Source organism: Catenulispora sp. GAS73, assembly GCF_041262085.1.
GTDB lineage: Bacteria > Actinomycetota > Actinomycetes > Streptomycetales > Catenulisporaceae > Catenulispora.
Map to the genome: position 1 here is coordinate 185,525 of NZ_JBGCCM010000006.1, position 25,586 is coordinate 211,110.

Annotated in this window: 23 protein-coding genes; 20 read left to right on the forward strand and 3 right to left on the reverse strand. The window is 69.5% G+C overall.

Features of this window, described 5'->3' with window-relative positions; translation table 11 throughout:
• The first annotated feature begins 7 nt into the window (after positions 1–7).
• The 19 genes from ABH935_RS11225 to ABH935_RS11315 all read left to right on the forward strand — a co-directional run bounded on the left by ABH935_RS11225 (position 8) and on the right by ABH935_RS11315 (position 20,475).
• Positions 8–889, forward strand: coding sequence for a carbohydrate ABC transporter permease (locus ABH935_RS11225; protein WP_370377769.1), 882 nt, complete (start codon positions 8–10; stop codon positions 887–889).
• On the forward strand, positions 886–1,827 hold the full coding sequence (locus ABH935_RS11230) for a carbohydrate ABC transporter permease (protein ID WP_370377770.1): 942 nt from the start codon (positions 886–888) through the stop codon (positions 1,825–1,827). The genes ABH935_RS11225 and ABH935_RS11230 overlap by 4 nt, the downstream gene beginning before the upstream one ends.
• Positions 1,828–1,896: 69 nt before the next feature.
• Entirely contained in the window at positions 1,897–3,240 is a 1,344-nt protein-coding gene (locus ABH935_RS11235; protein ID WP_370377771.1) for a glycosyl hydrolase, read from the forward strand.
• Between the two features lie 4 nt (positions 3,241–3,244).
• Positions 3,245–6,277, forward strand: a complete 3,033-nt coding sequence (locus ABH935_RS11240) for an alpha-mannosidase (RefSeq protein WP_370377772.1) — start codon at positions 3,245–3,247, stop codon at positions 6,275–6,277.
• 3 nt (positions 6,278–6,280) lie between these two features.
• A complete protein-coding gene (mgrA, locus tag ABH935_RS11245) occupies positions 6,281–7,291 on the forward strand; it encodes an L-glyceraldehyde 3-phosphate reductase (RefSeq protein WP_370377773.1) in 1,011 nt (336 codons plus the stop codon).
• Positions 7,292–7,430: 139 nt separating this feature from the next.
• Entirely contained in the window at positions 7,431–8,345 is a 915-nt protein-coding gene (locus ABH935_RS11250; protein WP_370377774.1) for an ROK family protein, read from the forward strand.
• 179 nt (positions 8,346–8,524) lie between these two features.
• Positions 8,525–9,193 (forward strand): DUF4328 domain-containing protein, encoded by a 669-nt coding sequence (locus ABH935_RS11255; RefSeq protein ID WP_370377775.1) that lies wholly within the window; start codon positions 8,525–8,527, stop codon positions 9,191–9,193.
• 84 nt (positions 9,194–9,277) lie between these two features.
• Positions 9,278–10,021, forward strand: a complete 744-nt coding sequence (locus ABH935_RS11260; RefSeq protein WP_370377969.1) for a helix-turn-helix transcriptional regulator — start codon at positions 9,278–9,280, stop codon at positions 10,019–10,021.
• The gene (sufB, locus tag ABH935_RS11265; RefSeq protein WP_370377776.1) at positions 10,018–11,430 is read left to right on the forward strand and encodes a Fe-S cluster assembly protein SufB; all 1,413 of its coding nucleotides are present in this window, start codon (positions 10,018–10,020) and stop codon (positions 11,428–11,430) included. The genes ABH935_RS11260 and sufB overlap by 4 nt, the downstream gene beginning before the upstream one ends.
• 72 nt (positions 11,431–11,502) lie before the next feature.
• Positions 11,503–12,744, forward strand: a complete 1,242-nt coding sequence (sufD, locus tag ABH935_RS11270) for a Fe-S cluster assembly protein SufD (protein WP_370377777.1) — start codon at positions 11,503–11,505, stop codon at positions 12,742–12,744.
• Positions 12,741–13,067, forward strand: coding sequence for a non-heme iron oxygenase ferredoxin subunit (locus ABH935_RS11275; RefSeq protein WP_370377778.1), 327 nt, complete (start codon positions 12,741–12,743; stop codon positions 13,065–13,067). Before sufD ends, ABH935_RS11275 begins: the two co-directional genes overlap by 4 nt.
• A gap of 7 nt (positions 13,068–13,074) precedes the next feature.
• A complete protein-coding gene (sufC, locus tag ABH935_RS11280; protein WP_194897643.1) occupies positions 13,075–13,833 on the forward strand; it encodes a Fe-S cluster assembly ATPase SufC in 759 nt (252 codons plus the stop codon).
• A gap of 5 nt (positions 13,834–13,838) precedes the next feature.
• Positions 13,839–15,095: a cysteine desulfurase gene (locus ABH935_RS11285; RefSeq protein WP_370377779.1), complete on the forward strand. Its 1,257-nt coding sequence runs from the start codon at positions 13,839–13,841 to the stop codon at positions 15,093–15,095.
• A 19-nt stretch (positions 15,096–15,114) separates the two neighbouring features.
• Positions 15,115–15,585 (forward strand): Fe-S cluster assembly sulfur transfer protein SufU, encoded by a 471-nt coding sequence (gene sufU, locus ABH935_RS11290; protein WP_370377780.1) that lies wholly within the window; start codon positions 15,115–15,117, stop codon positions 15,583–15,585.
• Positions 15,582–15,905 carry a metal-sulfur cluster assembly factor gene (locus tag ABH935_RS11295; RefSeq protein WP_012786480.1) on the forward strand — a complete coding sequence of 108 codons (324 nt, stop codon included), beginning with the start codon at positions 15,582–15,584 and terminating at the stop codon, positions 15,903–15,905. Before sufU ends, ABH935_RS11295 begins: the two co-directional genes overlap by 4 nt.
• A 221-nt stretch (positions 15,906–16,126) precedes the next feature.
• Positions 16,127–16,654 carry an NUDIX domain-containing protein gene (locus ABH935_RS11300; protein WP_370377781.1) on the forward strand — a complete coding sequence of 176 codons (528 nt, stop codon included), beginning with the start codon at positions 16,127–16,129 and terminating at the stop codon, positions 16,652–16,654.
• A gap of 90 nt (positions 16,655–16,744) precedes the next feature.
• A complete protein-coding gene (locus ABH935_RS11305) occupies positions 16,745–18,343 on the forward strand; it encodes an ABC-F family ATP-binding cassette domain-containing protein (RefSeq protein WP_370377782.1) in 1,599 nt (532 codons plus the stop codon).
• A gap of 909 nt (positions 18,344–19,252) precedes the next feature.
• Positions 19,253–19,471, forward strand: coding sequence for a helix-turn-helix domain-containing protein (locus tag ABH935_RS11310; protein WP_012786483.1), 219 nt, complete (start codon positions 19,253–19,255; stop codon positions 19,469–19,471).
• 227 nt (positions 19,472–19,698) lie between these two features.
• Positions 19,699–20,475, forward strand: a complete 777-nt coding sequence (locus tag ABH935_RS11315) for an enoyl-CoA hydratase/isomerase family protein (protein ID WP_370377783.1) — start codon at positions 19,699–19,701, stop codon at positions 20,473–20,475.
• Positions 20,476–21,763: 1,288 nt separating this feature from the next.
• On the opposite strand, the gene ABH935_RS11320 is transcribed toward ABH935_RS11315, so the two are convergent.
• Both ABH935_RS11320 and ABH935_RS11325 read right to left on the reverse strand, forming a co-directional pair.
• The gene (locus ABH935_RS11320; protein ID WP_370377784.1) at positions 21,764–22,567 is read right to left on the reverse strand and encodes an SGNH/GDSL hydrolase family protein; all 804 of its coding nucleotides are present in this window, start codon (positions 22,565–22,567) and stop codon (positions 21,764–21,766) included.
• Positions 22,568–22,572: 5 nt separating this feature from the next.
• A complete protein-coding gene (locus ABH935_RS11325; protein ID WP_370377785.1) occupies positions 22,573–22,713 on the reverse strand; it encodes a hypothetical protein in 141 nt (46 codons plus the stop codon).
• Positions 22,714–22,800: 87 nt separating this feature from the next.
• Here ABH935_RS11325 and ABH935_RS11330 point away from each other — a divergent pair, with 87 nt between their 5' ends.
• Positions 22,801–24,753, forward strand: coding sequence for an ABC transporter ATP-binding protein (locus tag ABH935_RS11330; protein WP_370377970.1), 1,953 nt, complete (start codon positions 22,801–22,803; stop codon positions 24,751–24,753).
• Between the two features lie 65 nt (positions 24,754–24,818).
• Here ABH935_RS11330 and ABH935_RS11335 read toward each other — a convergent pair whose 3' ends face one another.
• Positions 24,819–25,394, reverse strand: coding sequence for a transposase (locus ABH935_RS11335; RefSeq protein WP_370377786.1), 576 nt, complete (start codon positions 25,392–25,394; stop codon positions 24,819–24,821).
• Positions 25,395–25,586 lie beyond the last annotated feature (192 nt).

Sequence of the window (25,586 nt, forward strand, 5' to 3'; positions counted from 1 at the left end):
GAAACCGATGAGGTCCCACCGGTTCTACACCCCATGGCTGTTGATGCTGCCGGCGCTGGTATGGCTCGCGCTGTTCAGCGTGTGGCCGGCGATCAACACCGTCACGTTGTCGTTCACCAACGTGCACCAGCTCACCGGTGGGCACTTCATCGGTCTCAAGAACTACTGGCTGCTGTGGCACGACCCGCACATCCGGGACGCGGTGATCAACACCATCGTCTTCATGGTGATCTGCGTCCCGCTGCTCACCCTGCTTCCGCTGCTGCTGGCCATGCTGGTGCAGCGGAACATCCGCGGCATCGCCTTCTTCCGGACCGCGTTCTACTTCCCGGTCATCGCCTCGGCCGTGACCGTGGCGCTGATCTGGAAGTGGATGCTGGACGACCGCGGCCTGTTCAACAACCTGCTGCAGACCATGGGCGTGGTCCACAAGACCGTCCCGTTCCTCACCGACCGGTGGCTGCTGCTGCTCAGCGCCATCGCGCTGACGGTGTGGAAGGGCCTGGGCTACTACATGCTCCTGTACATGTCCGCGCTGGGCAGCGTGCGGCGGGAGCTGCACGAGGCCGCCGCCGTGGACGGCGCCGGGTCGGTGCGCCGGTTCTGGAGCGTCACCGTCCCCGGGGTGCGCGGCACCATGATCCTGATCGCGGTGCTGATCGCGGTGAACGCCATGCGGGTGTTCAGCGAGCTCTACATCCTCGGCGGCGCCACCGGCGGCGTCGGGGGCCAGGACGTGTCGATCGTGATGCTGGTGCAGCAGGCCGCCTCCGGCAGCGACGGCCGGCTCGGCTACGCCAGCGCGATCAGCGTGTTCCTGTTCTTCCTCACCGCCATCCCGCTGTTGTTCCTGACCCGCCTGAACAAGAACAGCCAGGAGGAGTCGTGACCGCGACCACCGCCGAGGACAGCCGCGAGCGCGAGACGCGCGGGAAGCGGCCGGCGCGCCGTGGCACCGCGGTCCGGCATCCGGACCGCAAGGGGCGCTCGCCCATCTTCGACGCGCCGACGCCGCACGGGCTGGTCCTGCGCTACACCGCGCTGGTCATCGTGCTGCTGATCTCGATCGGCCCGATGCTGTGGGAGCTGTCGACCTCGCTGAAGAGCAAGGCCGAGGACGTCTACACGCAGAACATCCAGCTGCTGCCGCACCACCCGACGCTCGGCAACTACGGCGAGGTGCAGAACACCATCCCGGTGTGGCACTTCGCGGTGAACTCGCTGACCGTGGCCGTCATCAACGTCACCGGCAACGTCATCGGCGCCACGCTGGCCGGCTACGTGCTGGCCCGGCTCAAGTTCAAGGGCCGCAAGCTGCTGCTCGGGGTGTTCGTCGCGACGCTGATCCTGCCGGCCGAGGTGACGATCATCTCCAAGTTCCAGATGATCACCAGCATGGGCCTGGGCGACTCGATCCTCGGGGTCTGCCTGCCGGACATGATCGCCATGACCAACGTGCTGCTCATGCGCAACGCGTTCATGGCGCTGCCCAAGGAGGTCGAGGAGGCCGCGATCATCGACGGCGCCACCGTCCTGCAGCGGATGCGCTACGTCGGCCTGCCGTCGGTCAAGGGCACGCTGAGCGTGATCTCGATCTTCGCCTTCATCGGCGCCTGGGACGACTTCCTGTGGCCGCTGCTGGTGTTGCAGAGCCCGAACAAGCTCACCCTCACCGTCGGCCTGTCCTACCTGAACGGCCAGTGGTCGCACGACCCGCGCACCATCGCCGCCGGAACCATGATGGCGCTGCTGCCGATCCTCGCGCTGTTCCTGATCTTGCAACGGTACTTCTTCCGAGGCGTCGCGGAGGGCGCCATCAAGGGGTGACGCCCTCCTGGTCCGAAGACATCTGACTTGCCACCGCACGCCCCGCACACACGAGGACCCGCTCCGGCCATGACCGTAGTTCCGCCCCGTCCGCCGTCCCCGCAGCTCCCGACAACGCACACCGAGCCGACGCACCCACAGTCGGCGCACTCCCAGTCAGCGCACTCCCAGCCGGCGCCCCGCTTCGGCGTCAACTACACCCCCAGCGTTGGCTGGTTCCACCACTGGCTCGACTTCGACCTGGACGAGGTGCGCGCCGACCTGGACTCGATCGCCGGGCTGGGCCTGGACCACGTGCGGGTCTTCCCGTTGTGGCCGGTGTTCCAGCCCAACCGGACGCTGATCCGCCCGCGCGCCGTCGAGCAGTTGGTGGCGCTCGCCGACGCCGCCGGCGAGCGCGGGCTGGACGTCAACGTCGACGGTCTGCAGGGCCACCTGTCCAGCTTCGACTTCCAGCCGGCCTGGGTCAGCACCTGGCACCGCCGGAACATGTTCACGGACCCCGACGTGGTCGCCGGCGAGGCCGAGTACCTGCGCACGCTGGCCTCCGCGCTGGCCGACCGCCCGAACTTCATCGGCATGACGCTCGGCAACGAGACCAACCAGTTCTCCGGCGACCCGCATCCGGATCCGGACCGCATCACCCCCGCGCAGGCCGCCGCCTGGCTGGACCGGCTGCTCGCGGCCTGTGAAGAAGGCGCGCCGGGCAAGCTGCACCTGCACTGCTCCTACGACGCCGCCTGGTACCTCGACGACCACCCCTTCACCCCGGGGCACGCCGCGCGCCAGGGCGCCGCGACCGCGATCCACTCCTGGGTCTTCAACGGCACGCAGCAGCGCTACGGCACGGACTCCACAGCCGTGGCGCACCACGCCGAGTACATGATCGAGCTGTCCAAGGCCTGGGCCACCGAGGCGCACCGGCCGGTGTGGCTGCAGGAGGTCGGCGCTCCGCAGCCGCACATACCGGCTGACAAAGCCGCCGATTTCACCCGGGCGACGGTAGCGAACGCGCTTGACTGCCCGGACCTGTGGGGCGTCACGTGGTGGTGCTCGCACGACGTGAGCAAGGACCTGGCCGACTTCCCCGAGCTCGAATACCGCCTCGGGCTGCTCACCAATTCCCGCGAGCCCAAGCCGGCCGGACTGGAGCTGGCGAAGATCGTCGGCGAGGTCCGGGAGCACTGGGCGCCGCCCGCGCCGCGGGCCGTCGGCCTGGTCGTGGACCTGCCGGAGGAGGTCACGGCACGGGCCACATGCGGTCCCGGCGGACGCTACTACGAAGCCTTCATGCATTTATTAGCAGAAGGTGCGCGGCCCACAGCTGTACTGGCCGGGCTCGCGGGGGATAAGAATCACTTGACTGCGCGCGGCATCACCGAGGTGCTGGCCGTCGAGGACGTTTGGAGCTAAAGCGATGCACGATAACCGGTCCTTGGTGGAACACCGCCTGAAGCGCGTCCTGGAGGAGCGCATCACCCCGGCGATCTACCCGGAGTCGGTGCCGTTGACGGGGTCGATCTGGGTGGCGCCCGGCGAACCGGTGCCGGTGGCCGAAGGCCTCGCCGCGCCGCGCGAGCCGGTCGCGGTCGGCGACCGCTGGGGCGCGCCGTGGGGGACGAGCTGGCTGACGGTCGCCGGGACGGTGCCCGCGGAGTGGGCGGGCAAGACCGTCGAGGCGATCATCGACCTCGGATTCGACAAGAACATGCCCGGCTTCCAGTGCGAGGGGCTGGTCTACCGGCCCGACGGCTCGCCGGTGAAGGGCCTGAACCCGCGCAACCAGTGGGTGCGCGTGGCGGACCGGGCGGCCGGCGGCGAGGACGTGCTGCTGCACGTCGAGGCGGCCTCGAACCCGGTGATCCTGGACTACCACCCCTTCCTGCCGACGCTGCTCGGCGAGAAGGAGACGGCCGGCGACGAGCCGCAGTACCGGCTGGAGAAGCTGGAGCTGGCGGTCTTCGACGAGACGGTCTGGAACCTGGTCGCCGACCTGGAGGTGCTCGGCGAGCTGATGGCCGAGCTGCCGGAGGACTCGGCGCGGCGCTACGAGATCGTGCGGGCCGTGGAGCGCGCGCTGGACGCCGTCGACCTGCAGAACGTGAACGCCACCGCGGCCGCCGCGCGCGAGCGGCTGGCCGAGGTGCTGGCCAAGCCGGCCGTGCCCTCGGCCCACCAGATCTCCGCGGTGGGCCACGCGCACATCGACTCCGCGTGGCTGTGGCCGCTGCGGGAGACGGTCCGCAAGGTCGCGCGCACCACCGCGAACATGACCAACCTGCTGGACTCCGAGCCCGAGTTCATCTACACGATGTCCCAGGCCGCGCAGTACGACTTCATCAAGACCCACCGCCCCGAGGTCTACGAGAAGGTCAAGAAGGCGGTCGCGGACGGCCGCTTCGTGCCGGCCGGCGGCATGTGGGTGGAGTCGGACACGAACATGCCCGGCTCGGAGGCGATGGCCCGGCAGTTCGTGCACGGCAAGCGCTTCTTCCTGGACGAGTTCGGCGTCGAGAACGACGAGGCCTGGCTGCCGGACACCTTCGGCTTCGCCGGCGGCCTGCCGCAGATCATCAAGGCGGCGGGCTCGAAGTGGCTGCTGACCCAGAAGATCTCCTGGAGCCAGGTCAACAAGTTCCCGCACCACACCTTCCTGTGGGAGGGCATCGACGGCACCCGGATCTTCACGCACTTCCCGCCGATCGACACCTACAACTGCTCGATGAAGGGCAGCGAGATCGCGCACGCCGCGCGCAACTTCAAGGACAAGGGCCGCGCCTCGGTGTCGCTGGCCCCGACCGGCTGGGGCGACGGCGGCGGCGGGACCACGCGCGAGATGGTCGCCAAGGCCAGGCGGATGAAGGACCTGGAGGGGTCGGCGAAGGTCGCGTGGGAGAAGCCCGCCGACTTCTTCGCGAAGGCGGAGGCCGAGTACAAGAACCCGCCGGTGTGGGTGGGGGAGCTGTACCTGGAGCTGCACCGGGCCACGCTGACCAGCCAGGCCGGGACCAAGCAGGGGAACCGGCGCAGCGAGCAGCTGCTGCGGGAGGCCGAGCTGTGGGCCGCGACCGCGGCGGTGCGGAACGCCTTCGAGTACCCCTACGCCGCGCTGGACCGGATCTGGAAGACGGTGCTGCTGCACCAGTTCCACGACATCCTGCCGGGGTCGTCGATCGCGTGGGTGCACCGCGAGGCGGAGAAGACCTATGCGGCGGTGGCGGACGAGCTCGACAAGGTCATCCGGGACGCGCTGGCCGCGCTGGCCGGCGAGGGCGACCGCGAGGTCGTGTTCAACTCCGCGCCGCACGGGCGGTGGGCGACTCCCGCCGGCGGTGCAAGAATCGCCGCCGAGCCCGACGCCCGCGTGGCGCCGACGGCCCGCGAGGGCGGCGGGTTCGTCCTGGACAACGGCGTGGTGCGGGCCGAGATCGACGGGCGCGGCCTGCTGGTGTCGGTGGTCGACATCGAGAACGGCCGCGAGACCGTCGCCCCCGGTTCCCCGGCCAACCTGCTGCAGATCCACCCCGATTTCCCCAACATGTGGGACGCCTGGGACGTCGACGAGTTCTACCGCAACACGGTCACTGATCTGACTGAGGTCGACGAGCTCAAGGCTCTGTCCGGTGGAGTGCAGGTCAGCAGGAGTTTCGGAGCTTCGCGCGTGGTTCAGCAGCTGTCGCTGGCCCCGGGTTCGAGGCGGCTGGACATCAGCACCGAGGTCGACTGGCACGAGACCGAGAAATTCCTCAAGCTGGCCTTCCCACTGGACGTCCACGCCGATCGCTACGCCTCGGAGACCCAGTTCGGCCACATCTTCCGTCCGACCCACACCAACACCTCGTGGGAGGCCGCGAAGTTCGAGGCCTGCAACCACAAGTTCGTGCACTTCGAGGAGCCGGGCTGGGGTGTGGCGCTGGTCAGCGCCTCGACCTACGGCCACGACGTGACGCGCACGGTCCGTGCGGACGGCGGTACCACCACGACCGCGCGGATCTCGCTGCTGCGCGCGCCGCGGTTCCCCGACCCCGAGACCGACCAGGGCAAGCACTACTTCCACCACTCGCTCGTGCCGGGCGCGTCGATCGGCGACGCGGTGCGTGAGGGCTATGCGCTCCCCACGAACCGCCGTGCGGTGGAGGGCGGCGAGCGCGACGTCACCCCCCTGTTCACCATCGACGACGACGCCGTCGTGGCCTCCGCGATCAAGCTCGCGGACGACCGCAGCGGCGACGTGATCCTGCGCGTCTACGAATCGCACGGTGGCCGGGCCTCGGCGCGCGTCACGCCGGGCTTCGGTTTCTCGGGCTTTGAGATCTGCGATTTGCTTGAGCGGCCGATCACCCGAGAGGGTGTGAGCGTGGCCACAGACAACGATGGACTCCGTCTGGATCTGCGGCCGTTCCAGCTCGTCACGCTCCGCTTCGCCCGCACGACCGGTTCGGAGGCCTGAACCATGAACGTCCTTCCCACGTACGCCGCCGACCCGGAGCGCTACGACGACCGGATGCCCTATCGGCGCAGCGGGGCCAGCGGGCTGAAGCTGCCGCTGGTCTCGCTCGGGCTGTGGCACAACTTCGGGGACGGCAAGCCGATCGAGGACCAGCGCGCGGTGCTGCGGCGGGCCTTCGACCTCGGCGTGACGCACTTCGACCTGGCGAACAACTACGGGCCGCCCTACGGCTCGGCCGAGACCAACTTCGGGCACGTGTTCGCGCAGGACTTCCGGCCGTACCGGGACGAGCTGGTGATCTCCACCAAGGCCGGGTACGACATGTGGCCCGGGCCGTACGGCGAGTGGGGCTCGCGCAAGTACCTGCTGGCCTCCCTCGACCAGTCGCTGACCCGAATGGGCCTGGACTACGTCGACATCTTCTACTCGCACCGCTTCGACCCGGAGACTCCGCTGGAGGAGACGATGGGCGCGCTGGCCTCGGCGGTGCAGCAGGGGAAGGCGCTGTACGTCGGCATCTCCTCCTACAACTCCGAGCAGACCCGCGAGGCCGCGGCGCTGCTGCGCGGCATGGGGGTGCGGGCGCTGATCCATCAGCCCTCGTACTCGATCCTGAACCGCTGGATCGAGGAGGACTCGCTGCTCGACGCGACCGCCGAGACCGGGATGGGCTGCATCGCGTTCAGCCCGCTGCAGCAGGGGCTGCTGACCTCGCGGTACCTGGACGGGACCATCCCGGCCGGCTCGCGGGCGTCGATCGGCCGCTTCCTGTCCAAGGACAACCTGACGCCGGAGGTCCTGACCAAGCTGCGCGGCCTCAACGAGCTGGCCGGCAAGCGCGGGCAGAGCTTGGCGCAGATGGCCACGCAGTGGGTGGTCCGCGACCCGCGGATGACCTCGGCGCTGATCGGCGCCTCGTCGGTGGCGCAGCTGGAGGAGAACGTGGCCGCGGTGTCGGGGCCGGAGTTCACCGCCGAGGAACTCGCCGCGATCGACGAGCTGGCGCTGAGCTAGCAGTCGGCCGCCGAGACCTCAGCGGTTTTGCAAGCCGCCGCCGAGCCGGGGATCCTGAGCCCCCGGCTCGGCGGTTCGTCCGTCCAGCAGGCCGATCCGTGCAGCTGGCCAAAACGTTTTCCGACCCACCGGAGGAAGTGTGTACGCGGCCATCGACATCGGCGGCACCAAGATCGCGGCAGGGCTGGTCGACGCCGCGGGCGAGCTGCTGGCCCGGCACGAGCGGCCGACTCCCGCCACCGAGCCGATGACGGCGGTCGACGACCTCCTGGCGGCCCTGACGGCCGAGCCCGCCTGGGCCGAGGCCGTGGCCGTGGGCATCGGCAGCGCCGGACCCATCGACGCCGCCAAGGGCACCGTCAGCCCCCTGAACATCCACGCCTGGCGGGACTTCCCGCTGGCGGCACGGGTCGCGGACCGCACCGGCCTGCCGGTCACCCTGGCCGGCGACGGCGTCGCCATGGCCGCCGGCGAGCACTGGCGCGGCGCCGCGAAAGGCCGCGAGAACGTGCTGTGCATGGTGGTCTCGACCGGCGTCGGCGGCGGCCTGATCCTCGGTGGTCGACTGCGCCCCGGCCCGAGCGGCAACGCCGGCCACGTCGGCCACATGTGCGTGGAGCTGGACGGCCCGCCGTGCCCGTGCGGCGCCCGCGGCTGCGTGGAGGTCATCGCCAGCGGCACCGCGATCGCGGCGCGCGCGGTCAGCGAGGGCTGGCAGCGCCCCGGCGGCGGCCCCGCGTCGGAGGCCACGGCCGCCGAGGTGGCGGACTCCGCCCGGGCCGGCGACCCGATCGCCCTGGCCTCGTTCGACCGCTCGGCCAAGGCCCTCGCCGCCGCCATCGCCGGCACCGCCGCGCTGGTGGACATGGAGGCCGCTGTGATCGGCGGCGGCGTGGCGAAGTCGGGGGAGCTGCTGTTCGGGCCGCTGCGCGAGCACCTGAAGGAGTACGCGCGGCTGTCGTTCACCCGCGACGTGACGGTGCACCCGGCCGCGCTCGGCGGGGACGCGGGACTGATCGGTGCGGCGGCTTTGGTGCGGGACGTGGAGGTCTAGGGGATTCAGCGCCGTTCGACTGCGCAACGGGGATCGACAAGCGGGTCGGCTGCTGCTTAGGATTCAGCGCTCATCATCGCCTTTCGACCTGCGGAGACAAGAGAATCGTGAACTGCCCGGCTTGTGAGCTTGCTGCCCCCGCGGGCGCGGTCGAATGCTCCCGTTGCGGAGGTCGGCTGGTGCCGTCCCCCGCCGAGTTCGCGACTCCGCATCCCGGGTATGGCCTGAATCCCGGGTATGGCCTGAATCCCGGGTACGGCGCGCCCTACCAGCAGGCGCCGTCCCCGGTGAGCGGTCTGGGGAGGGTCCTGACAGGGTTGCTTTTCATCTCGGCCATCGGTCAGGCGGCGCTGGTCGCCCTCACCGGGACCAGCGGCGCCAGGCAATTGGTGACGGTTCTCAACCTGCTTCTCTTCACAGGGATAGCAGTGGTGTTCCTCGTTTGGTTCTACCGTGTCCGTAAGAACGCGGGCATGTGGGGGCCACAGAGCCGCTCGCAGGGCTGGACGATAGGTGCCTGGTTCACCCCGGTGGTCGGCCTGTGGTTCCCGGTGCAGATCATGCGGGACGTCTGGCGCGCCTCCAGCGTCGCACCGGGCGACGGCGTCGCCGTGTCCCGGCTCGCCGCCGGCTGGTGGGCGTGCTGGATACTGGCCTGGCCGACCGGCTACCACACCTACACTCTCCACAGCACGGGAGCGGACGGCTCCGAAACGGTCACCCACCAGGTGAGCTTCTTCCTGGACAGCACCTTCGCCAGCGCGCTGTGCCTGGGCGTCGGGGCGATCCTGATGGAGCGGATGATCACGAAGATCACCGCGATGCAGACCGCGCGCGGGGTCGCGTGAATTTGGTCACATCCCCGTGACTTATTAGGTCTCCCTTACTTGGTACCGGGGAACGAATAAAGGCACACTGGTGTTGTGGAAAGCGTGCAGAACCCGAGCGTGAGTGCGTCGTCGTCCGCCGACGACGCTTCTGACGTGCACGTCGGCACGCGTAACCGGGTCGCCCGCAGCATCCTGGCCAACGGGCCCTCGACCGCGGTGGATCTCGGCAAGCGGCTCAAGATGACGCCCGCCGGTGTGCGGCGTCACCTGGATGCGCTGTTGGCCGAGAATCTTGTCGAGGCGCGGCAGCAGCGGACGTACGGGCAGCGGGGACGCGGCCGGCCGGCCAAGGTCTTCGCGCTCACCGATCGCGGCCGGGGTGTCTTCTACCAGGCGTACGACCAGCTGGCCGTCGACGCGCTGAAGTTCCTCGCCGACAGTGCGGGGTCCGCGGCGGTCGAGGCGTTCGCGCGCAAGCGCGTGGCGGAGTTGGCCGACCGGTTCCGGGAGCGGATGGAATCCGTGCCCGCCGAGGAGCGGCCGGCCCTGCTGGCGAAGCTTCTCACCGAGGACGGCTACGCCGCGGGCCTGCGGGAGACCGGCATGGCGCCCGCCGCCGGCGAGCAGCTGTGCCAGCACCACTGCCCGGTGGCGCACGTCGCCGAGCAGTTCCCCCAGCTGTGCGAGGCGGAGACCGAGGTCTTCGCCGAACTGCTGGGCACGCATGTCCAACGACTCGCGACCATCGCCCACGGCGACGGCGTGTGCACGACCTTCATCCCGATGACCGTCTCAGCCACCGGGACCAGCAAGAGCATTGAGGTTTCCGGAGGGAACGCGCTATGACCACCACCTCGCACGAGCAGCTCGAAGGCCTCGGTACCTACGAGTACGGCTGGGCCGACTCCGACGTCGCCGGGTCCACCGCGCGCCGCGGCCTGAACGAGGACGTCGTCCGCGACATCTCCGCGAAGAAGAACGAGCCGGAGTGGATGCTTGAGATGCGGCTGCGCGGTCTGCGGCTGTTCGAGAAGAAGCCCATGCCGGTGTGGGGCGCGGACCTCGGCGGGATCGACTTCGACAACATCAAGTACTTCGTGCGCTCCACCGAGAAGCAGGCGGAGTCCTGGGACGACCTGCCGGCGGACATCAAGAACACCTACGACAAGCTGGGCATCCCGGAGGCCGAGAAGCAGCGGCTGATCTCCGGTGTGGCGGCGCAGTACGAGTCCGAGGTCGTCTACCACCAGATCAACAAGGAGCTGGAGGAGCAGGGCGTCATCTTCCTGGACACGGACACCGCCCTGAAGGAGTACCCGGAGCTGTTCCGCGAGCACTTCGCGACCGTGATCCCCACCGGTGACAACAAGTTCTCCGCGCTGAACACCGCGGTGTGGTCCGGCGGGTCCTTCATCTACGTCCCCAAGGGCGTGCACGTCCAGATCCCGCTGCAGGCCTACTTCCGCATCAACACCGAGAACATGGGCCAGTTCGAGCGGACGCTGATCATCGCCGACGAGGACTCCTACGTCCACTACGTCGAGGGCTGCACCGCGCCGATCTACTCCTCGGACTCGCTGCACTCGGCGGTCGTGGAGATCGTGGTGAAGAAGAACGCCCGCGTGCGCTACACCACCATCCAGAACTGGTCGAACAACGTCTACAACCTGGTCACCAAGCGCGCAGCCGCGCAGGCCGGCGCCACCATGGAATGGATCGACGGCAACATCGGCTCCAAGGTCACCATGAAGTACCCGGCCGTCTGGCTGCTCGGCGAGCACGCCAAGGGCGAGACGCTGTCCGTCGCCTTCGCCGGCGAGGGCCAGCACCAGGACGCCGGCGCCAAGATGGTGCACGCCGCCCCGCACACCTCCTCGACCATCATCTCCAAGTCGGTGGCCCGCGGCGGCGGCCGCACCTCCTACCGCGGCCTGGTCCAGGTGCAGGAGGGCGCGCACCACAGCAAGTCCACCGTGAAGTGCGACGCGCTGCTGGTCGACACCATCTCCCGCTCGGACACCTACCCCTACGTGGACGTCCGCGAGGACGACGTGGCCATGGGCCACGAGGCGACCGTGTCCAAGGTCAGCGAGGACCAGCTGTTCTACCTGATGAGCCGCGGGATGACCGAGGACGAGGCGATGGCGATGATCGTGCGCGGCTTCGTCGAGCCGATCGCCCGCGAGCTGCCGATGGAGTACGCGCTGGAGCTCAACCGGCTGATCGAGCTGCAGATGGAGGGCGCGGTCGGCTGACGCCGGCGGCCGCCCAGATCCTTCTTCAGCACAGACCTTTCACGAATCACTAGCCACGAGTACGGGACATCGATGTCTGATCCGCAGAATTTGATGGGCGCACAGAACCAGGTCGGCTCCAAGACCGCCGCAGCAGTGACGGTGAACGAGCCCGGCGCCGGCAACCGCCTCGCCGGCCCGGGCACCGGCCGCGCCGTGAGCCAGCCGACCGACGCGCGCGTGGAGCGCCACACGTCCTTCGACCCCGCGGACTTCCCGGCCCTGACCGGCCGCGAGGAGGACTGGCGCTTCACCCCGCTGAAACGGCTGCGCGGGCTGCACGAGTCCCCGACCGCCGACGGCAAGGTCGCGGTCGACGTGGTGGCGAGCGAGCCGGTCGTGGTGGAGACCGTGGGCCGGGACGACGCCCGGCTCGGCAAGGCCGGCCTCCCGGTGGACCGCACCTCGGCGCTGGCGTGGGCCGGGTTCACCGAAGCGACCGTCATCACCGTCCCGCAGGAGGCCGAGGTCGCCGAGCCGGTGCGCGTGACGTTCACCGGCACCGGCGGCACCGTGTTCGGCAACGTGCTGGTGGACGTGAAGCCGTTCGCCAAGGCCGTCGTGGTCCTGGACTACCAGGGCAGCGCGACCTACTCGGAGAACGTGCAGATCCTGGTCGGCGACAGCGCCGACCTGACCGTCATCGCGCTCCAGGACTGGGCCGACGACGCCGTGCACCTGTCACAGCAGCAGGCCCGGCTGGGCCGGGACGCGCGCCTGCAGTCCATCAACGTCAGCTTCGGCGGCGACCTGGTGCGGCTCACCCCGCGGGTGGCGTACACCGCGCCCGGCGGCGACGCCGAACTGCTCGGCGTGTACTTCGCCGACGCCGGCCAGCACCTGGAGGCCCGGCTGCTGGTCGACCACAGCGCCACGCACTGCAAGTCCCGCGTGACCTACAAGGGCGCCCTGCAGGGCAAGGACGCGCACACGGTCTGGGTCGGCGACGTCCTGATCCGCGCGGAGGCCGAGCAGACCGACACCTACGAGCTGAACCGCAACCTGGTCCTGACCGACGGGGCGCGCGCCGACTCGGTGCCGAACCTGGAGATCGAGACCGGCGAGATCGTCGGCGCCGGGCACGCCAGCGCGACCGGCCGCTTCGACGACGAGCAGCTGTTCTACCTGCAGGCCCGCGGCATCCGCGAGGACGAGGCCCGCCGCCTGGTGGTCCGCGGCTTCTTCGCCGACGTGATCGGCCGGATCGGCATCCCGGACGTCCAGGAGCGGCTGATGGCGAAGGTGGAGACGGAGCTCGCCGGAGCCGTCGCATGAGCCAGACCGAGACCTGGACGCGCGTGTGCGGCGTCTCGGAGGTGACCCCGGACCAGCCCAAGGCGGTCGTGGCCGGCGACGTCCCGGTGGCCGTGGTGCTGCACGACGGCGAGTTCTACGCGATCCACGACGTGTGCTCGCACGCCAACGTGGCCCTGTCCGAGGGCGAGGTCGTGGACTGCGAGATCGAGTGCTGGCTGCACGGCTCGATGTTCGACCTGAAGACCGGCAAGCCCTCCAGCCTGCCGGCCACCGAGCCGGTGCCGGTGTACCCCGTGAAGATCGAAGGCGATGACCTGTACGTCGCCGTCAAGGAGGCGTAGAGAAGTCATGGCGACTTTGGAAATCAAGGACCTGCACGTCACTGTCGAAGGCGAGAACGGCCCGCGCGAGATCCTGCGCGGCGTCAACCTGACGGTCAAGGAGGGTGAGACGCACGCCATCATGGGCCCCAACGGCTCCGGCAAGTCCACCCTGGCCTACTCGATCGCCGGCCACCCGAAGTACACCATCACCTCCGGCACCGTCACCCTGGACGGCGAGGACGTCCTGGCGATGACCGTGGACGAGCGGGCCCGCGCCGGCATGTTCCTGGCCATGCAGTACCCGGTGGAGATCCCCGGCGTCACGGTCTCGAACTTCCTGCGCACCGCGGCCACCGCGATCCGCGGCGAGGCCCCGAAGCTGCGCACCTGGGTCAAGGAAGTCAACGGCGCCATGGAAGCCATCCAGATGGACAAGGCCATGGCCGAGCGCAACGTCAACGAGGGCTTCTCGGGCGGTGAGAAGAAGCGCCACGAGATCCTGCAGATGGAGCTCCTGAAGCCGAAGATCGCGATCCTCGACGAGACCGACTCCGGTCTGGACGTGGACGCGCTGAAGACCGTCTCCGAGGGTGTGAACCGGGTCCGCGAGTCCGGCGAGGTCGGCACGCTGCTGATCACGCACTACACGCGGATCCTGCGCTACATCAAGCCGGACTACGTCCACGTCTTCTCCGACGGCCGCATCGTGGAATCGGGTGGTCCGGAACTGGCTGACAAGCTGGAATCTGAGGGCTACGAAAGCTACGCCAAGGCTGGAGCCTGATCCTCATGGGCATTGACGCTCAGTTCCTCGACACGGACGCGATCCGCAAGGACTTCCCGATCCTGCAGCGCCTGGTGCACGGCGACAAGCCGCTCGTGTACCTGGACAACGCGGCGACCTCGCAGTCGCCGCAGCAGGTGATCGACACCATCGTCGAGTACTACTCGCTGCACAACGCCAACGTGCACCGCGGCATCCACGTGCTGGCCGAGGAGGCCACGGCGCTGTACGAGGGCGCCCGCGACAAGGTGGCGGCCTTCATCAACGCCCCGCGCGAGGAGGTCGTCTTCACGAAGAACTCCTCCGAGGCGCTGAACCTCGTGGCCAACGTGCTCGGCTGGGCCGGCGAGCCCTACGGCATCCGCCCCGGCGACGAGATCGTCATCTCGGAGATGGAGCACCACTCCAACATCGTGCCGTGGCAGCTCACCGCCGAGCGCGTCGGCGCGAAGCTGCGCTGGTTCGGGATCACCGACGAGGGCCGCCTGGACCTGTCGAACCTGAACGAGCTGATCACCGAGCGCACCAAGGTGGTCTCGCTGGTCCACATCTCCAACATCCTGGGCACGGTCAACCCGGTCGAGACCATCGTCAAGCGCGCGCACGAGGTCGGCGCGCTGGTGGTCCTGGACGCCTCGCAGTCCGCACCGCACCTGCCGCTGGACGTGCAGGCGCTCGGCGCCGACTTCGTCGCCTTCACCGGCCACAAGATGCTCGGCCCGACCGGCGTCGGCGTGCTGTGGGGCCGCCGGGACCTGCTGGAGGAGCTGCCGCCCTTCCTCGGCGGCGGCGAGATGATCCAGACGGTCACCATGGAGAAGTCCACGTACGCGGGCCTGCCGCACAAGTACGAGGCCGGCACCCCGCCGATCGCCGAGGTGATCGCGCTGGGCACCGCCGTGGACTACCTCAACGGCATCGGCATGGACAAGGTCGCCGCGCACGAGCACGCCATCACGGAGTACGCGCTCAAGCGCCTCCAGGAGGTCGAGGGTCTGCGGATCATCGGCCCGGCCACGAACGAGGACCGCGGCGCGGCCATCTCGTTCACGCTCGGCGACATCCACCCGCACGACGTGGGCCAGGTGCTCGACGAGCACGGCATCGCGGTGCGCGTCGGCCACCACTGCGCGCGGCCGGTCTGCGTGCGGTTCGGAATTCCTGCGACCACGCGGGCGTCGTTCTATCTGTACTCCACGCCGGCCGAGGTCGACGCCCTCGTCGAGGGCCTGGACCAGGTGAAGCGGTTCTTCGGAGTCTGAAGGCGTAAGGGAGCAGGAGATGCAGCTGGAATCGATGTACCAGGAGATCATCCTGGACCACTACCGCCACCCGCACCACAAGGGTCTGCGCGAGCCGTTCGCGACCCAGGTGCACCACGTCAACCCGACGTGCGGTGACGAGGTGACCATGCGCGTCGACCTCGACGGCGACGTGATCAGCGACATCTCCTACGAGTCCCAGGGCTGCTCGATCAGTCAGGCCTCGGCGTCGCTGATGGCGGACCTGCTCATCGGCAAGTCCGTCGAGCAGGCGCGCGAGGTGCAGGAGACCTTCCTGCGGCTGATGCAGTCCAAGCTGGACGGCCCGGAGTTCGCCGAGGAGCACGAGGAGGTGCTGGAGGACGCGGTGGCGTTCGCCGGCGTCGCCAAGTACCCGGGGCGCGTGAAGTGCGCGCTGCTGTCGTGGATGGCGTGGAAAGACGCGACCGCGCAGGCATTGGACGACACAGAGAGTGGTGTGAAGGCATGAGCACGACCGAACTGGCGCCGGTCGAGGACGTCACCGAGGCGCTGCGCGACGTGGTGGACCCCGAGCTCGGGATCAACGTCGTCGATCTGGGCCTGGTCTACGGGCTCACGGTCGACGACGCCAACATCGCCGTCGTCGACATGACGCTCACCTCGGCGGCCTGCCCGCTGCAGGACGTCATCGAGGACCAGATGCGCATGGCCCTGGACGGCCTGGTCGCGGACTTCCGGGTGAACTGGGTGTGGATGCCGCCGTGGGGTCCGGACAAGATCACCGACGACGGCCGCGAGCAGCTGCGGGCCCTCGGCTTCAACGTCTGATATCAGCGGGCTGCGTTAACGGCGCGTAAAAACTGGCCGCCCGATTCTTCTGGAATCGGGCGGCTTTTTCCGTGTATCGCAGGCCTTTCCTCTGCTGCCTTCTGCGGATGCATGTGCATTCGCAGGCGCGGAAGTCTTGCGTAAACGACGGTACGTGTGGGTAGGTTGGTACCTGTTACAAGTAACGGGATGGTCAAGACCCGCGTACTAAGGGGGAGCCTGTGTCCGGGATCCGGAAGGCGACTGACAAGGGCCGTGAGTCGTGCCTGCTCGCCGTGCACCTCATTCTTCAGCGGCCCGACGACGAGCGCGTGCTCCTGGGGCTGCGCAAGGGTGCCGTGTGGGGTTCCGGCCGCTGGCACGTGCCCGCCGGCCACGTCGAGCCCGGCGAGGACGCCGTGCAGGCCCTGGTGCGCGAGGCGCGCGAGGAACTCGGCGTCCGCATCGACCCCGGCGACCTGGAGCACGCGGTGACGGTCCACCACCGCGAGGCCGACGGCGAGCCGCGCATGCAGCTCTTCTTCGCGGCCAGCCGCTGGTCCGGCGGCCCGGTGAACGCCGAGCCCACCAAGTGCGAGAAGCTCGGCTGGTTCACGGTCGACGACCTGCCCTCGGCCACGGTCGGCTACACGCGCACGGCGCTGAGCTCCTGGCACGCGGGCCGCTCCTTCGCGGTCTGCTGGCGCGACAGCAAGCGCGTGGACCGCGGTTTGGGCTCGCGCCTGATCGCGGGCCTGCAGGCGATCTGACCCACTTCACCGGTTCCATAAGCGATCCGGGTCACAGCGCACAAAAACGCGTTCATAGACAGTGCTCCCCGCACCGTAAAATGGTGCGTTGTGATCACCGCAACCGACGTCGAGCTCCGGGCCGGCAGCCGCATCCTGATCGAGAAGGCCTCCTTCCGAGTGGGTCCCGGCGACCGCATCGGCCTGGTAGGCCGCAACGGCGCCGGCAAGACCACGCTCACCAAGACCCTGGCCGGTGAGACCATCCCGGCCGCCGGCACCATCAGCCGCTCCGGTCCCGTCGGCTACCTCCCCCAGGACCCCCGCACCGGCGACCTCGACGTGATCGCCCGCGACCGCATCCTCTCCGCCCGCGGCCTGGACGACATCCTCCGCCGCATGCGCGAGAACGAGAAGCGCATGGCCTCCGTCGACCCGGCCACCCACGAAAAGGCGATGCGCCGCTACGCCCGCCTGGAGGACGAGTTCATCGCTGCCGGCGGCTACGCCGCCGAATCCGAGGCCGCGACCATCGCCTCCGCCCTGGGCCTCCCGGACCGCGTGATGAACCAGCCCCTGCACACCCTCTCCGGCGGCCAGCGCCGCCGCGTCGAACTGTCCCGAATCCTCTTCGGCGACAACGAGGTCCTCCTCCTCGACGAGCCGACCAACCACCTCGACGCCGACTCGATCGTCTGGCTGCGCGAGTTCCTGAAGACCTACAAGGGCGGCTTCATCGTCATCTCCCACGACGTGAACCTGGTCGAATCCTGCGTGAACAAGGTCTTCCACCTAGACGCCAACCGCGCCGCCATCGACTACTACAACATGGGCTGGAAGCTCTACCTCAAGCAGCGCGAGGACGACGAACGCCGCCGCAAGCGCGAACGCGCCAACGTCGAGAAGAAGGCCGCAGTCCTGAACGCGCAGGCCGACAAGATGCGCGCCTCGGCGACCAAGACCGTCGCAGCCCAGAACATGGCCCGCCGCGCCAACCGCATGCTGGCCGGCCTGGAGGAGGTCCGCCAGTCAGACAAGGTGGCCAAGCTCCGCTTCCCCACCCCAGCCCCGTGCGGCAAGACCCCCCTGTTCGCCACCGGCCTGTCGAAGTCCTACGGCTCACTGGAGGTCTTCACCGACGTCGACCTAGCCGTCGACCGCGGCTCCAAGGTCGTCATCCTCGGCCTGAACGGCGCCGGCAAGACCACCCTCCTGCGCCTACTCGGCGGCGTCGAGAAGCCGGACACCGGCCAGGTCGAGGAGGGGCACGGCCTCAAACTCGGCTACTACGCCCAGGAGCACGAGACCCTGGACCCAGAGCGCACGGTCCTGGAGAACATGCGCAGCGCGGCACCGGACCTGGACCTGATCGCCGTCCGCAAGACGCTGGGCTCATTCCTGTTCTCCGGCGACGACGTCGACAAGCCAGCCGGCGTACTGTCCGGCGGCGAGAAGACCCGACTGGCGCTGGCCACCCTGGTGGTCTCGACGGCGAACGTCCTCCTCCTCGATGAGCCCACCAACAACCTGGACCCAGCCTCCCGCGCGGAGATCCTCGGCGCCCTCGGGACATACGAGGGCGCCGTGATCATGGTGACCCACGACGAGGGCGCGGTACAGGCACTGAACCCGGAGCGGGTGATCCTGCTACCGGACGGCGACGAGGACCTCTGGAGCGAGCAGTACCTGGACCTGGTGTCGCTGGCCTAGCACACGGCGACGGACCCACCACACAACGCGACCGGCAGGCGCCAGCCGAGCACGTCCTTCGTCGTGTCCGACCGGACCACGCGGGGTGTTGGTTCTGGGTCCCTCGCCGCGTCGGCGGGCGAAGCCAACCTGGCCGGTTTGGCGGTGTCCAGCCGGACGGAGCCGGACCACAGCAGGTGTGATCCGGCTTGACGCCGCCGAACCGGGCTGGTTCCGTAAGGCGACGACGTGGCGAGGGGCACAGAACCCTGGTGACCACAAGCAGCGACCGCCAGCAGTCAGCGCGGCGCAGGCAACAGCGGACAAGAAGCCGACCAGTCGCGGGCCGCCGCCGAAGTGCCGGACGCTCGGGTCGCCCCCTCGCTGTAGAGCGCCCGCCGGAGGCCTCAAGGTGCCCACCACGCCCGACGATTGCCGCCTACGACATGCGCAGTGACTCGGACCGACGCGCGGTCGTGAACACGAAAACCGGCAGCCGCCAGCGCAACATGCGGGGCACCACCGAACTGCGCCACCCCGCGAGGCCATCAAACCCTGTGCGAAGCCGTAAAAAGCCTCTAAAACCACAAACCAAACCGCCGCCGTCCCCCATCACCGCCAGTGCCTCCAACGCCGCCGCCCCCACTACCGCCGCCGCCCCAGCACCCCGCCTCCCACCCCCAACCCTCCCCACCCAGGCCCACCACCCCCACCCAACCCCCCCACCCCCCCACCCCGGGACCTTTCATCGTGGGCTGATTCATCCCGAGATCCGAATCCCCCGATAACCCCACAAACCACCATGATCTACTAGTCACATCGAGCGACGTGACATTGATGTTATGGGCAACATCGCCGAATCGGTGGCCAAGAGCGCTGCGAGGGGTGATCATGTGTACCTAGAGCGCACATCCACTCCAGGAGGCACGTGTGGCCGAGACTCTCAAGAAGGGCAGCCGGGTGACCGGCGACGCGCGGTCGCAGCTCGCGACCGACCTCAAGGCGAAGTACGAGGCGGGCGAGTCCATTCGCGCCCTCGCCCAGTCCACCGGGCGTTCGTACGGGTTCGTGCACCGGATGCTCAGCGAATCCGGTGTGACGCTTCGGGGCCGGGGCGGCGCGACGCGCGGCAAGGCGAAGACCGCCTGACCAGGTCGTATTGGCCGGGCGGAGGTCGGGCAGCCGACCGGTGACGAAGGGGCGGGGTGCGTGATGGGCACCCCGCCCTCTTCTGTGTCCGCGCCGTCCTTCTTCCTCGCTCCAGGCCGAGTCCGGACGCGGCGGACACCTCTATTGTCGGGTACTCCGCTGGCGCAACAAGTTACCCGCGAGTAGTCTCGCTCTTCGGCACCGTTCGCACGGATTCGGGAGAGCGCATGAGCTGGGAAGACACCGCACGTCAGGCCGCCGAGGCGGGCATCGACGTGCTGCTGGAGGGCGAGGCCGCGACGGTCGCCCTGAACCGGCCGGACAAGCGCAACTCGCAGACCCCTGAGTTCTGGGCCGCGCTGGCCGCGATCGGCGCCGCTCTGCCGGGCACCGTGCGCGTCGTGGTGCTGCGTTCCGAGGGCAAGTCCTTCTCCGCAGGCCTGGACCGCTCGATGTTCGAGAACTTCGCCACCTTCGCCGCGGCCTCCGACGAGGAGGTGGACCGCACCATCGAGGGGTATCAGGAGGCGTTCACCTGGTGGCGTCGCACCGACCTGGTCACCGTCGCCGCGGTCCAGGGGCACGCCATCGGCGCCGGCTTCCAGCTCGCGCTGGCCTGCGACATCCGCGTCGTCGCCGACGACGTCCTGTTCTCCATGAAGGAGCCGGCCCTCGGCCTGGTGCCGGACCTGGCCGGGACGCAGCCGCTGGTCGACGCCGTCGGCTACTCGCGCGCCCTGGAGATCGTGGCCACCGCGCGCTACGTCGACGCCGAGGAGTCCCTGCGCATCGGCCTGGCCAACCACGTCGTCCCGCGCGGCGAACTGCACGCCGCCGCGGCGAAGCTCGCCGCCGACCTGCTGGCCAACCCGCGCGGCGCGGTCACGGAGTCGAAGGCTCTGCTGCGGTCAGCGGCGGGGCGTCCGTATGACGAGCAGCGGGCTGCGGAGCGGGCGGCTCAGACCCGGCGCTTCCGGGACCTGGCCGGGACGGGAGAGTCCTGACCACCCACTGCCGCGACCGCCAGAAGTCCGCGACCAGCATCAACGCCATCGGGTACATCGGCACGAAGTAGCGCAGCGAGGTGCGCCCGGTGGCGTCCAGGATGCTCAGGAACGCGCAGGCCAGCGCCGAGCCGACGACCATGGCCGCGTAGACGTTCCGGAACCGCCACACGATGCCGGCCGCGGTCAGCAGCCACAGCACCTGCAGACCGTGGTCGCCGGCGAACGCGCCCCGGAACTCCCGCGCGAACATGTCCACGACCAGGCCCGGGACCTTGCCCAGGGTCTGGCTCAGGTGCGCCTGGACGTAGGCGGTGTTCCCGAGGTGGTTCACCTCGGAGTAGTGCCGCAGCTCGTTGAACGGGAACAGCGCGGTCACCAGGCCCACGGCGACCACCCCGACGCCGCCGGCGACCAGCGCCGGCCGGCTCCAGACGTTCGCCTTCCCCCAGCTCTTGGTACCGATCGCGGTCCACAGATACGCGAACACGATGGCCGCGGCCGGCACCGGCACGCTCTGCCGGGTGAAGGCCAGCACCAGCAGCAGGACCCCGATCCAGATCAGGTCGCTGCGCGAGGTCTGCCGCTCCAGCGGGAGCCGGGTGACGATCAGGACGATGAGAAGCGCGGCCAGAGACTCGGTGTAGATGCCGGTCTGGAAGAACCAGAAGGCGTACGCGATCTGGTACAGCACCAGCATCGCCAGCGCGAGCTGCGCCCCGAACAGCCGGGTCAGCAGCCGCATCGTGACGAACAGGAACGCCGCCGCGCACAGCCACGACATCACCCAGATGCCCTTCGCGCCGAACATCCAGACGAACGGCACCGCCAGCGCCGAGTAGAAGAAGCGCGGCGCCTCCAGGTCGTACTCCCCGGCGCCCGGCTGCCCGGCGACGCCGGTGAGCGTGCCGCGGATCCGCCCGACGGTGCCCTCCTGGTGGAAGAACACGCCGGTGAGCCGCAGCGCGTCGTCGGTGGAGTGCCCGGCGAACTTCAGCGCGGCGGCGACGTAGTAGAGCGCGTCGCCGTCCCACAGCGTCACCCGGCTGTGCCACCACCAGTACTCGGTGACGAACACCGCCAGCAGGATCAGCCACGCGGCGGTGGGGACGTCGCCGCGGGCCCGCAGGCCGAGCCGCCGGAGCGTGGCTGTGTCCATGGGAGGGGCCTGCCAGTCGGTCGCGGTGGGGAGCGGACCGGGCCATCTTTGTGGACGGCGCGGGTCCGGCACAACTCCGTGGCCTGAGTCGGCCGGTCCGGCAGAACTCCGTGCCCTGAGCCGCACCGCCTACGCCTGCGAGCCCTCCACCACCAGCGTCGGCTCGGGCCGCTTGGCCGTCCGGCCGTCCCCCGAGGACTTCCCGGTGATCCGGCGCCCGATCCACGGCAGCAGGTAGATCCGTATCCACCGCAGGTCCTGGCGCCGGGCCTGGAGCCACGGCTTGGGCCGGGCCGGCGGAAGCGCCGCGCGCCAGTCGAAGCTCGGCTCCGCGCCCAGCGCCTGCAGCACGGCCTCGGCGACCCGCCGGTGGCCCTCGGGGGAGAAGTGCAGCCGGTCCTCGGCCCACATCCGCGGGTCGTCGAAGACCCGGGCCGTGAACAGGTCCACGACCACCGCGCCGTGCGACTCGCCGAACGCGTCGACCAGCTCGATCAGCCGGTTGACGGCGGGCATCAGGCGCTGCGAGCCGCGCATCCGGCGGCGCGGGTCGGTCGGGCGGAACAGGACGATCGTGGCCTTGGTGGTGGCGAGCTGCGCGAAGCAGGACCGGACGCTGGCCTCGACCGCCGCCATGTCGCAGCGCGGCCGCAGCACGTCGTTCAGCCCGCCGGCCAGCGTGATGAGGTCGGCGTTCATCGTCGCCGCGACCGGGATCTGGTCCCGCTCGATCTGCCCGATCAGCTTGCCGCGGACCGCGAGGTTCGCGTACCGCAGATGCGGGTCGTCGGCGGCCAGCCGCTCGGCCACCCGGTCGGCCCAGCCCCGGAACGAGCCGTCCGGGAGCGTGTCGTCGCACATGCCCTCGGTGAAGGAGTCCCCGACCGAGACCATGACCTTGCCCTGGTGGGCGCTCAGTGTCGTGAAGTCCATGGTGGCTAGATCCTAGCGGCGGTAGTTTCCAGTCCGGCGAGGGTGTCCACCGGGGTGGAAGGCAGCCCCGCCACCTGCACCTCCGAGCTGTTCGCCGACAGCGCACGCAGCTCGTCTTCAGAAAACGAGTCCGGAGGGTTCACCATGGCTGAAGGCTATGGGAATGGCCGTGCCGCCTCACGGCATTTATGCCTGACGGGGATTCACGACTTTAGGGAGCTGCACGCGTGTCGATGGGTGGTGGGATGGGCTCGCCGGGCATGATGATGATGCGCGGGGCCCGTGGCCGGAACGACAAAGAGATCCTGAACCACAAGCTCGCGCCGGGGACCATCAAGCGGATCTTCAAGATCGCCCGGCCGTACCGGGTGCTGATCAGTGTCTTCCTGGCGATCACGATCGTCGACGCGGTGCTGGTGGTGCTGCCGCCGCTGCTGGCGCAGAAGTTGGTCGACAGCGGTGTGCTCAAGGGCGACCGGGCCGTGGTCACGAAGCTGGCGCTGATCATCGCCGTGGTCGCGGTGGGGGACGCGGTGGCCTCGCTGGTGAACCGGTTCCTGTCCTCGCGCATCGGCGAGGGGCTCATCTACGACCTGCGGACCCGGGTGTTCGCGCACGTCCAGCGCATGCCGATCGCCTTCTTCACCCGCACCCAGACCGGCGCGCTGATCTCCCGGCTGAACAGCGACGTCATCGGCGCGCAGCAGGCCTTCACCTCGGTGCTGTCCAGCGTGCTGTCGAACGTCATCAGCCTGGTCCTGGTCGCCGGGACCATGTTCTACCTGTCCTGGCAGATCACCGTGCTCTCGCTGGCCCTGCTGCCGGTCTTCCTGATCCCGGCCCGCCGCGTCGGCAAGCGGATGCAGGGCCAGGTCCGGCGCCAGATGCAGCTGAACGCCGACATGTCGGCGATGATGACCGAGCGCTTCAACGTCTCCGGCGCGCTGCTGGCCAAGCTGTTCGGCCGGCCCGCCGAGGAGGACGCGGAGTTCGCCGAGAAGGCCGCCGGGGTGCGCAACGCCGGCGTCAGCATCGCGCTGACCGGCGCGTTCTTCAGCACGGCGCTGAGCCTGGTCGCCGCCCTGGCCACCGCGCTGACCTACCTGATCGGCGGCCACCTCGCGATCAGCCACTCCATCACGCTGGGCACGCTGATCGCCCTGGCCGCGCTGCTCGGCCGGCTCTACGGCCCGCTGACCGCGCTGACCAACGTCCGCATCACGGTGATGTCCACGCTGGTGTCCTTCGACCGGGTCTTCGAGGTCCTGGACCTGGAGCCGATGATCAAGGAGAAGCCGGACGCCGGCGTGCTGCCGACCGGGCCGGTCGCGGTCGAGTTCGACGACGTCGCCTTCCGCTACCCGACCGCCGAGGAGGTCTCCCTGGCCTCCCTGGAGTCGGTGGCCCGCCTGGACCAGGCGCCCTCGGCGCAGGTGCTGGCCGGCGTGACCTTCACCGCGGCGGCGGGGGAGATGGTGGCCCTGGTCGGCCCCAGCGGCGCCGGCAAGACCACGATCACCTCCCTGGCGAACCGCCTCTACGACCCGCAGTCGGGCGCGGTCCGCATCGGCGGCACGGACATCCGCGACGTCACGCTGGAGTCGCTGCACGCCACGGTCGGCACGGTGACGCAGGACGCGCACATGTTCCACACCACGATCCGCGCCAACCTCCTCTACGCCCGCCCCACCGCCACCGACGAGGAACTGACCGACGCCCTGCGCGACGCCCAGATCCTGGACCTGGTCCACAGCCTGCCCGACGGCCTGGACACCGTGGTCGGCGACCGCGGCTACCGCCTGTCCGGCGGCGAGAAGCAGCGCCTGGCGATCGCCCGCCTGCTGCTGAAGGCACCGAGCGTCGTCGTCCTCGACGAAGCCACCGCGCACCTGGACAGCGAGAACGAGGCCGCGGTCCAGCGCGCGCTGGCGCGGGCGCTGCGGGGCCGGACGTCGCTGGTGATCGCGCACCGGCTGTCGACCGTGCGCGACGCCGACCAGATTCTGGTGGTGGACGGCGGGCGGATCGTCGAGCAGGGGCGGCACGAGGAGCTGCTGGCTGCGGATGGGCTGTATGCGGAGTTGTACCGGGTGCAGTTCCAGGGGCAGGAGGGCATGCGGGGTGGGGAGGCGGAGGCTGATGCTGAGGCCGAGCCCGCGCCGGAGGTGGCTGCGGCTGCGGGGTGATGGTGGCGGCGGCTTGACCGCGGGCTTCGGCGCGGCGGTGGCGCCGCGTGAAACGAGCCCACCCCCTACCGGCTCTTCCTCAGCGCCGTGAACCCGAACTCCATCGCCACCGGCGAGGGCTGCCGGATCAGCGTCGTCGACCGCGGCCGTCGCGCGACTCGCGTCTCGCCCTCTGCGGCGCCGGGGCCGCCGTTGGTGATCACTCGGTCGAAGTCGATGCGGCGCGCTTCGGGGATCTCCTCGCGGAGGACCTGGGCGATGTCCGTCCAGATGCCCGCTCGCTGCCAGTCGCGTAGGCGGCGCCAGCATGTCATTCCGCTGCCGTACTCCAGTTCCTGGGGTAGCTTCTCGAAGCCGATGCGGCGGCCGAGGACCACCAGGATGCCGTTCAGGACCGCGCGGTCGTCCAGGGGTTTGCGGCCCGGGTTTCGGCGGCGGCGGGGGCGCTCGGGGAGTAGGGCGCTGATGCGCTCCCACGCGCGGTCGGTGACCATCGGGTCTTCGGGGGCGGTGCGGCGCAGGCGTGTCAGCGTGTTGTTGCCGCCGGGGGCGGTGGCGGGGTCGCGGCGTGGGGCCGGAACCCCCAGGAGCACCGCGCTGTGGACATCCGGCGGTTCAGTGCGCGGCGCGTTGTGGGGCACGTATCGCCCAACGCGGTCGAAACAGCAGACGTCACGCTTTCGGGTCGCTTGTCACCCATTGGAGGCAGACGGAAGCGCCCCGTGGCGTTACCCTGTCCGATGGTCCACTCGATGAGAGACCTGAAGGGATACCTGGCGCTTATACGCCGAAAGGACTAGGTGGGGACTAGATCGGTACGGTTCGGCAACCGA

Coding starts and splice junctions, on each gene's coding strand:
- ABH935_RS11325 (WP_370377785.1), bottom strand. CDS start 22,713: ATGGTGAACCCTCCGGACTCGTTTTCTGAAGACGAGCTGCGTGCGCTG.
- sufC (WP_194897643.1), top strand. CDS start 13,075: ATGGCGACTTTGGAAATCAAGGACCTGCACGTCACTGTCGAAGGCGAG.
- ABH935_RS11275 (WP_370377778.1), top strand. CDS start 12,741: ATGAGCCAGACCGAGACCTGGACGCGCGTGTGCGGCGTCTCGGAGGTG.
- sufB (WP_370377776.1), top strand. CDS start 10,018: ATGACCACCACCTCGCACGAGCAGCTCGAAGGCCTCGGTACCTACGAG.
- ABH935_RS11315 (WP_370377783.1), top strand. CDS start 19,699: ATGAGCTGGGAAGACACCGCACGTCAGGCCGCCGAGGCGGGCATCGAC.
- ABH935_RS11225 (WP_370377769.1), top strand. CDS start 8: ATGAGGTCCCACCGGTTCTACACCCCATGGCTGTTGATGCTGCCGGCG.
- mgrA (WP_370377773.1), top strand. CDS start 6,281: ATGAACGTCCTTCCCACGTACGCCGCCGACCCGGAGCGCTACGACGAC.
- ABH935_RS11235 (WP_370377771.1), top strand. CDS start 1,897: ATGACCGTAGTTCCGCCCCGTCCGCCGTCCCCGCAGCTCCCGACAACG.
- ABH935_RS11295 (WP_012786480.1), top strand. CDS start 15,582: ATGAGCACGACCGAACTGGCGCCGGTCGAGGACGTCACCGAGGCGCTG.
- sufU (WP_370377780.1), top strand. CDS start 15,115: ATGCAGCTGGAATCGATGTACCAGGAGATCATCCTGGACCACTACCGC.
- ABH935_RS11240 (WP_370377772.1), top strand. CDS start 3,245: ATGCACGATAACCGGTCCTTGGTGGAACACCGCCTGAAGCGCGTCCTG.
- ABH935_RS11320 (WP_370377784.1), bottom strand. CDS start 22,567: ATGGACTTCACGACACTGAGCGCCCACCAGGGCAAGGTCATGGTCTCG.
- sufD (WP_370377777.1), top strand. CDS start 11,503: ATGTCTGATCCGCAGAATTTGATGGGCGCACAGAACCAGGTCGGCTCC.
- ABH935_RS11330 (WP_370377970.1), top strand. CDS start 22,801: ATGGGTGGTGGGATGGGCTCGCCGGGCATGATGATGATGCGCGGGGCC.
- ABH935_RS11285 (WP_370377779.1), top strand. CDS start 13,839: ATGGGCATTGACGCTCAGTTCCTCGACACGGACGCGATCCGCAAGGAC.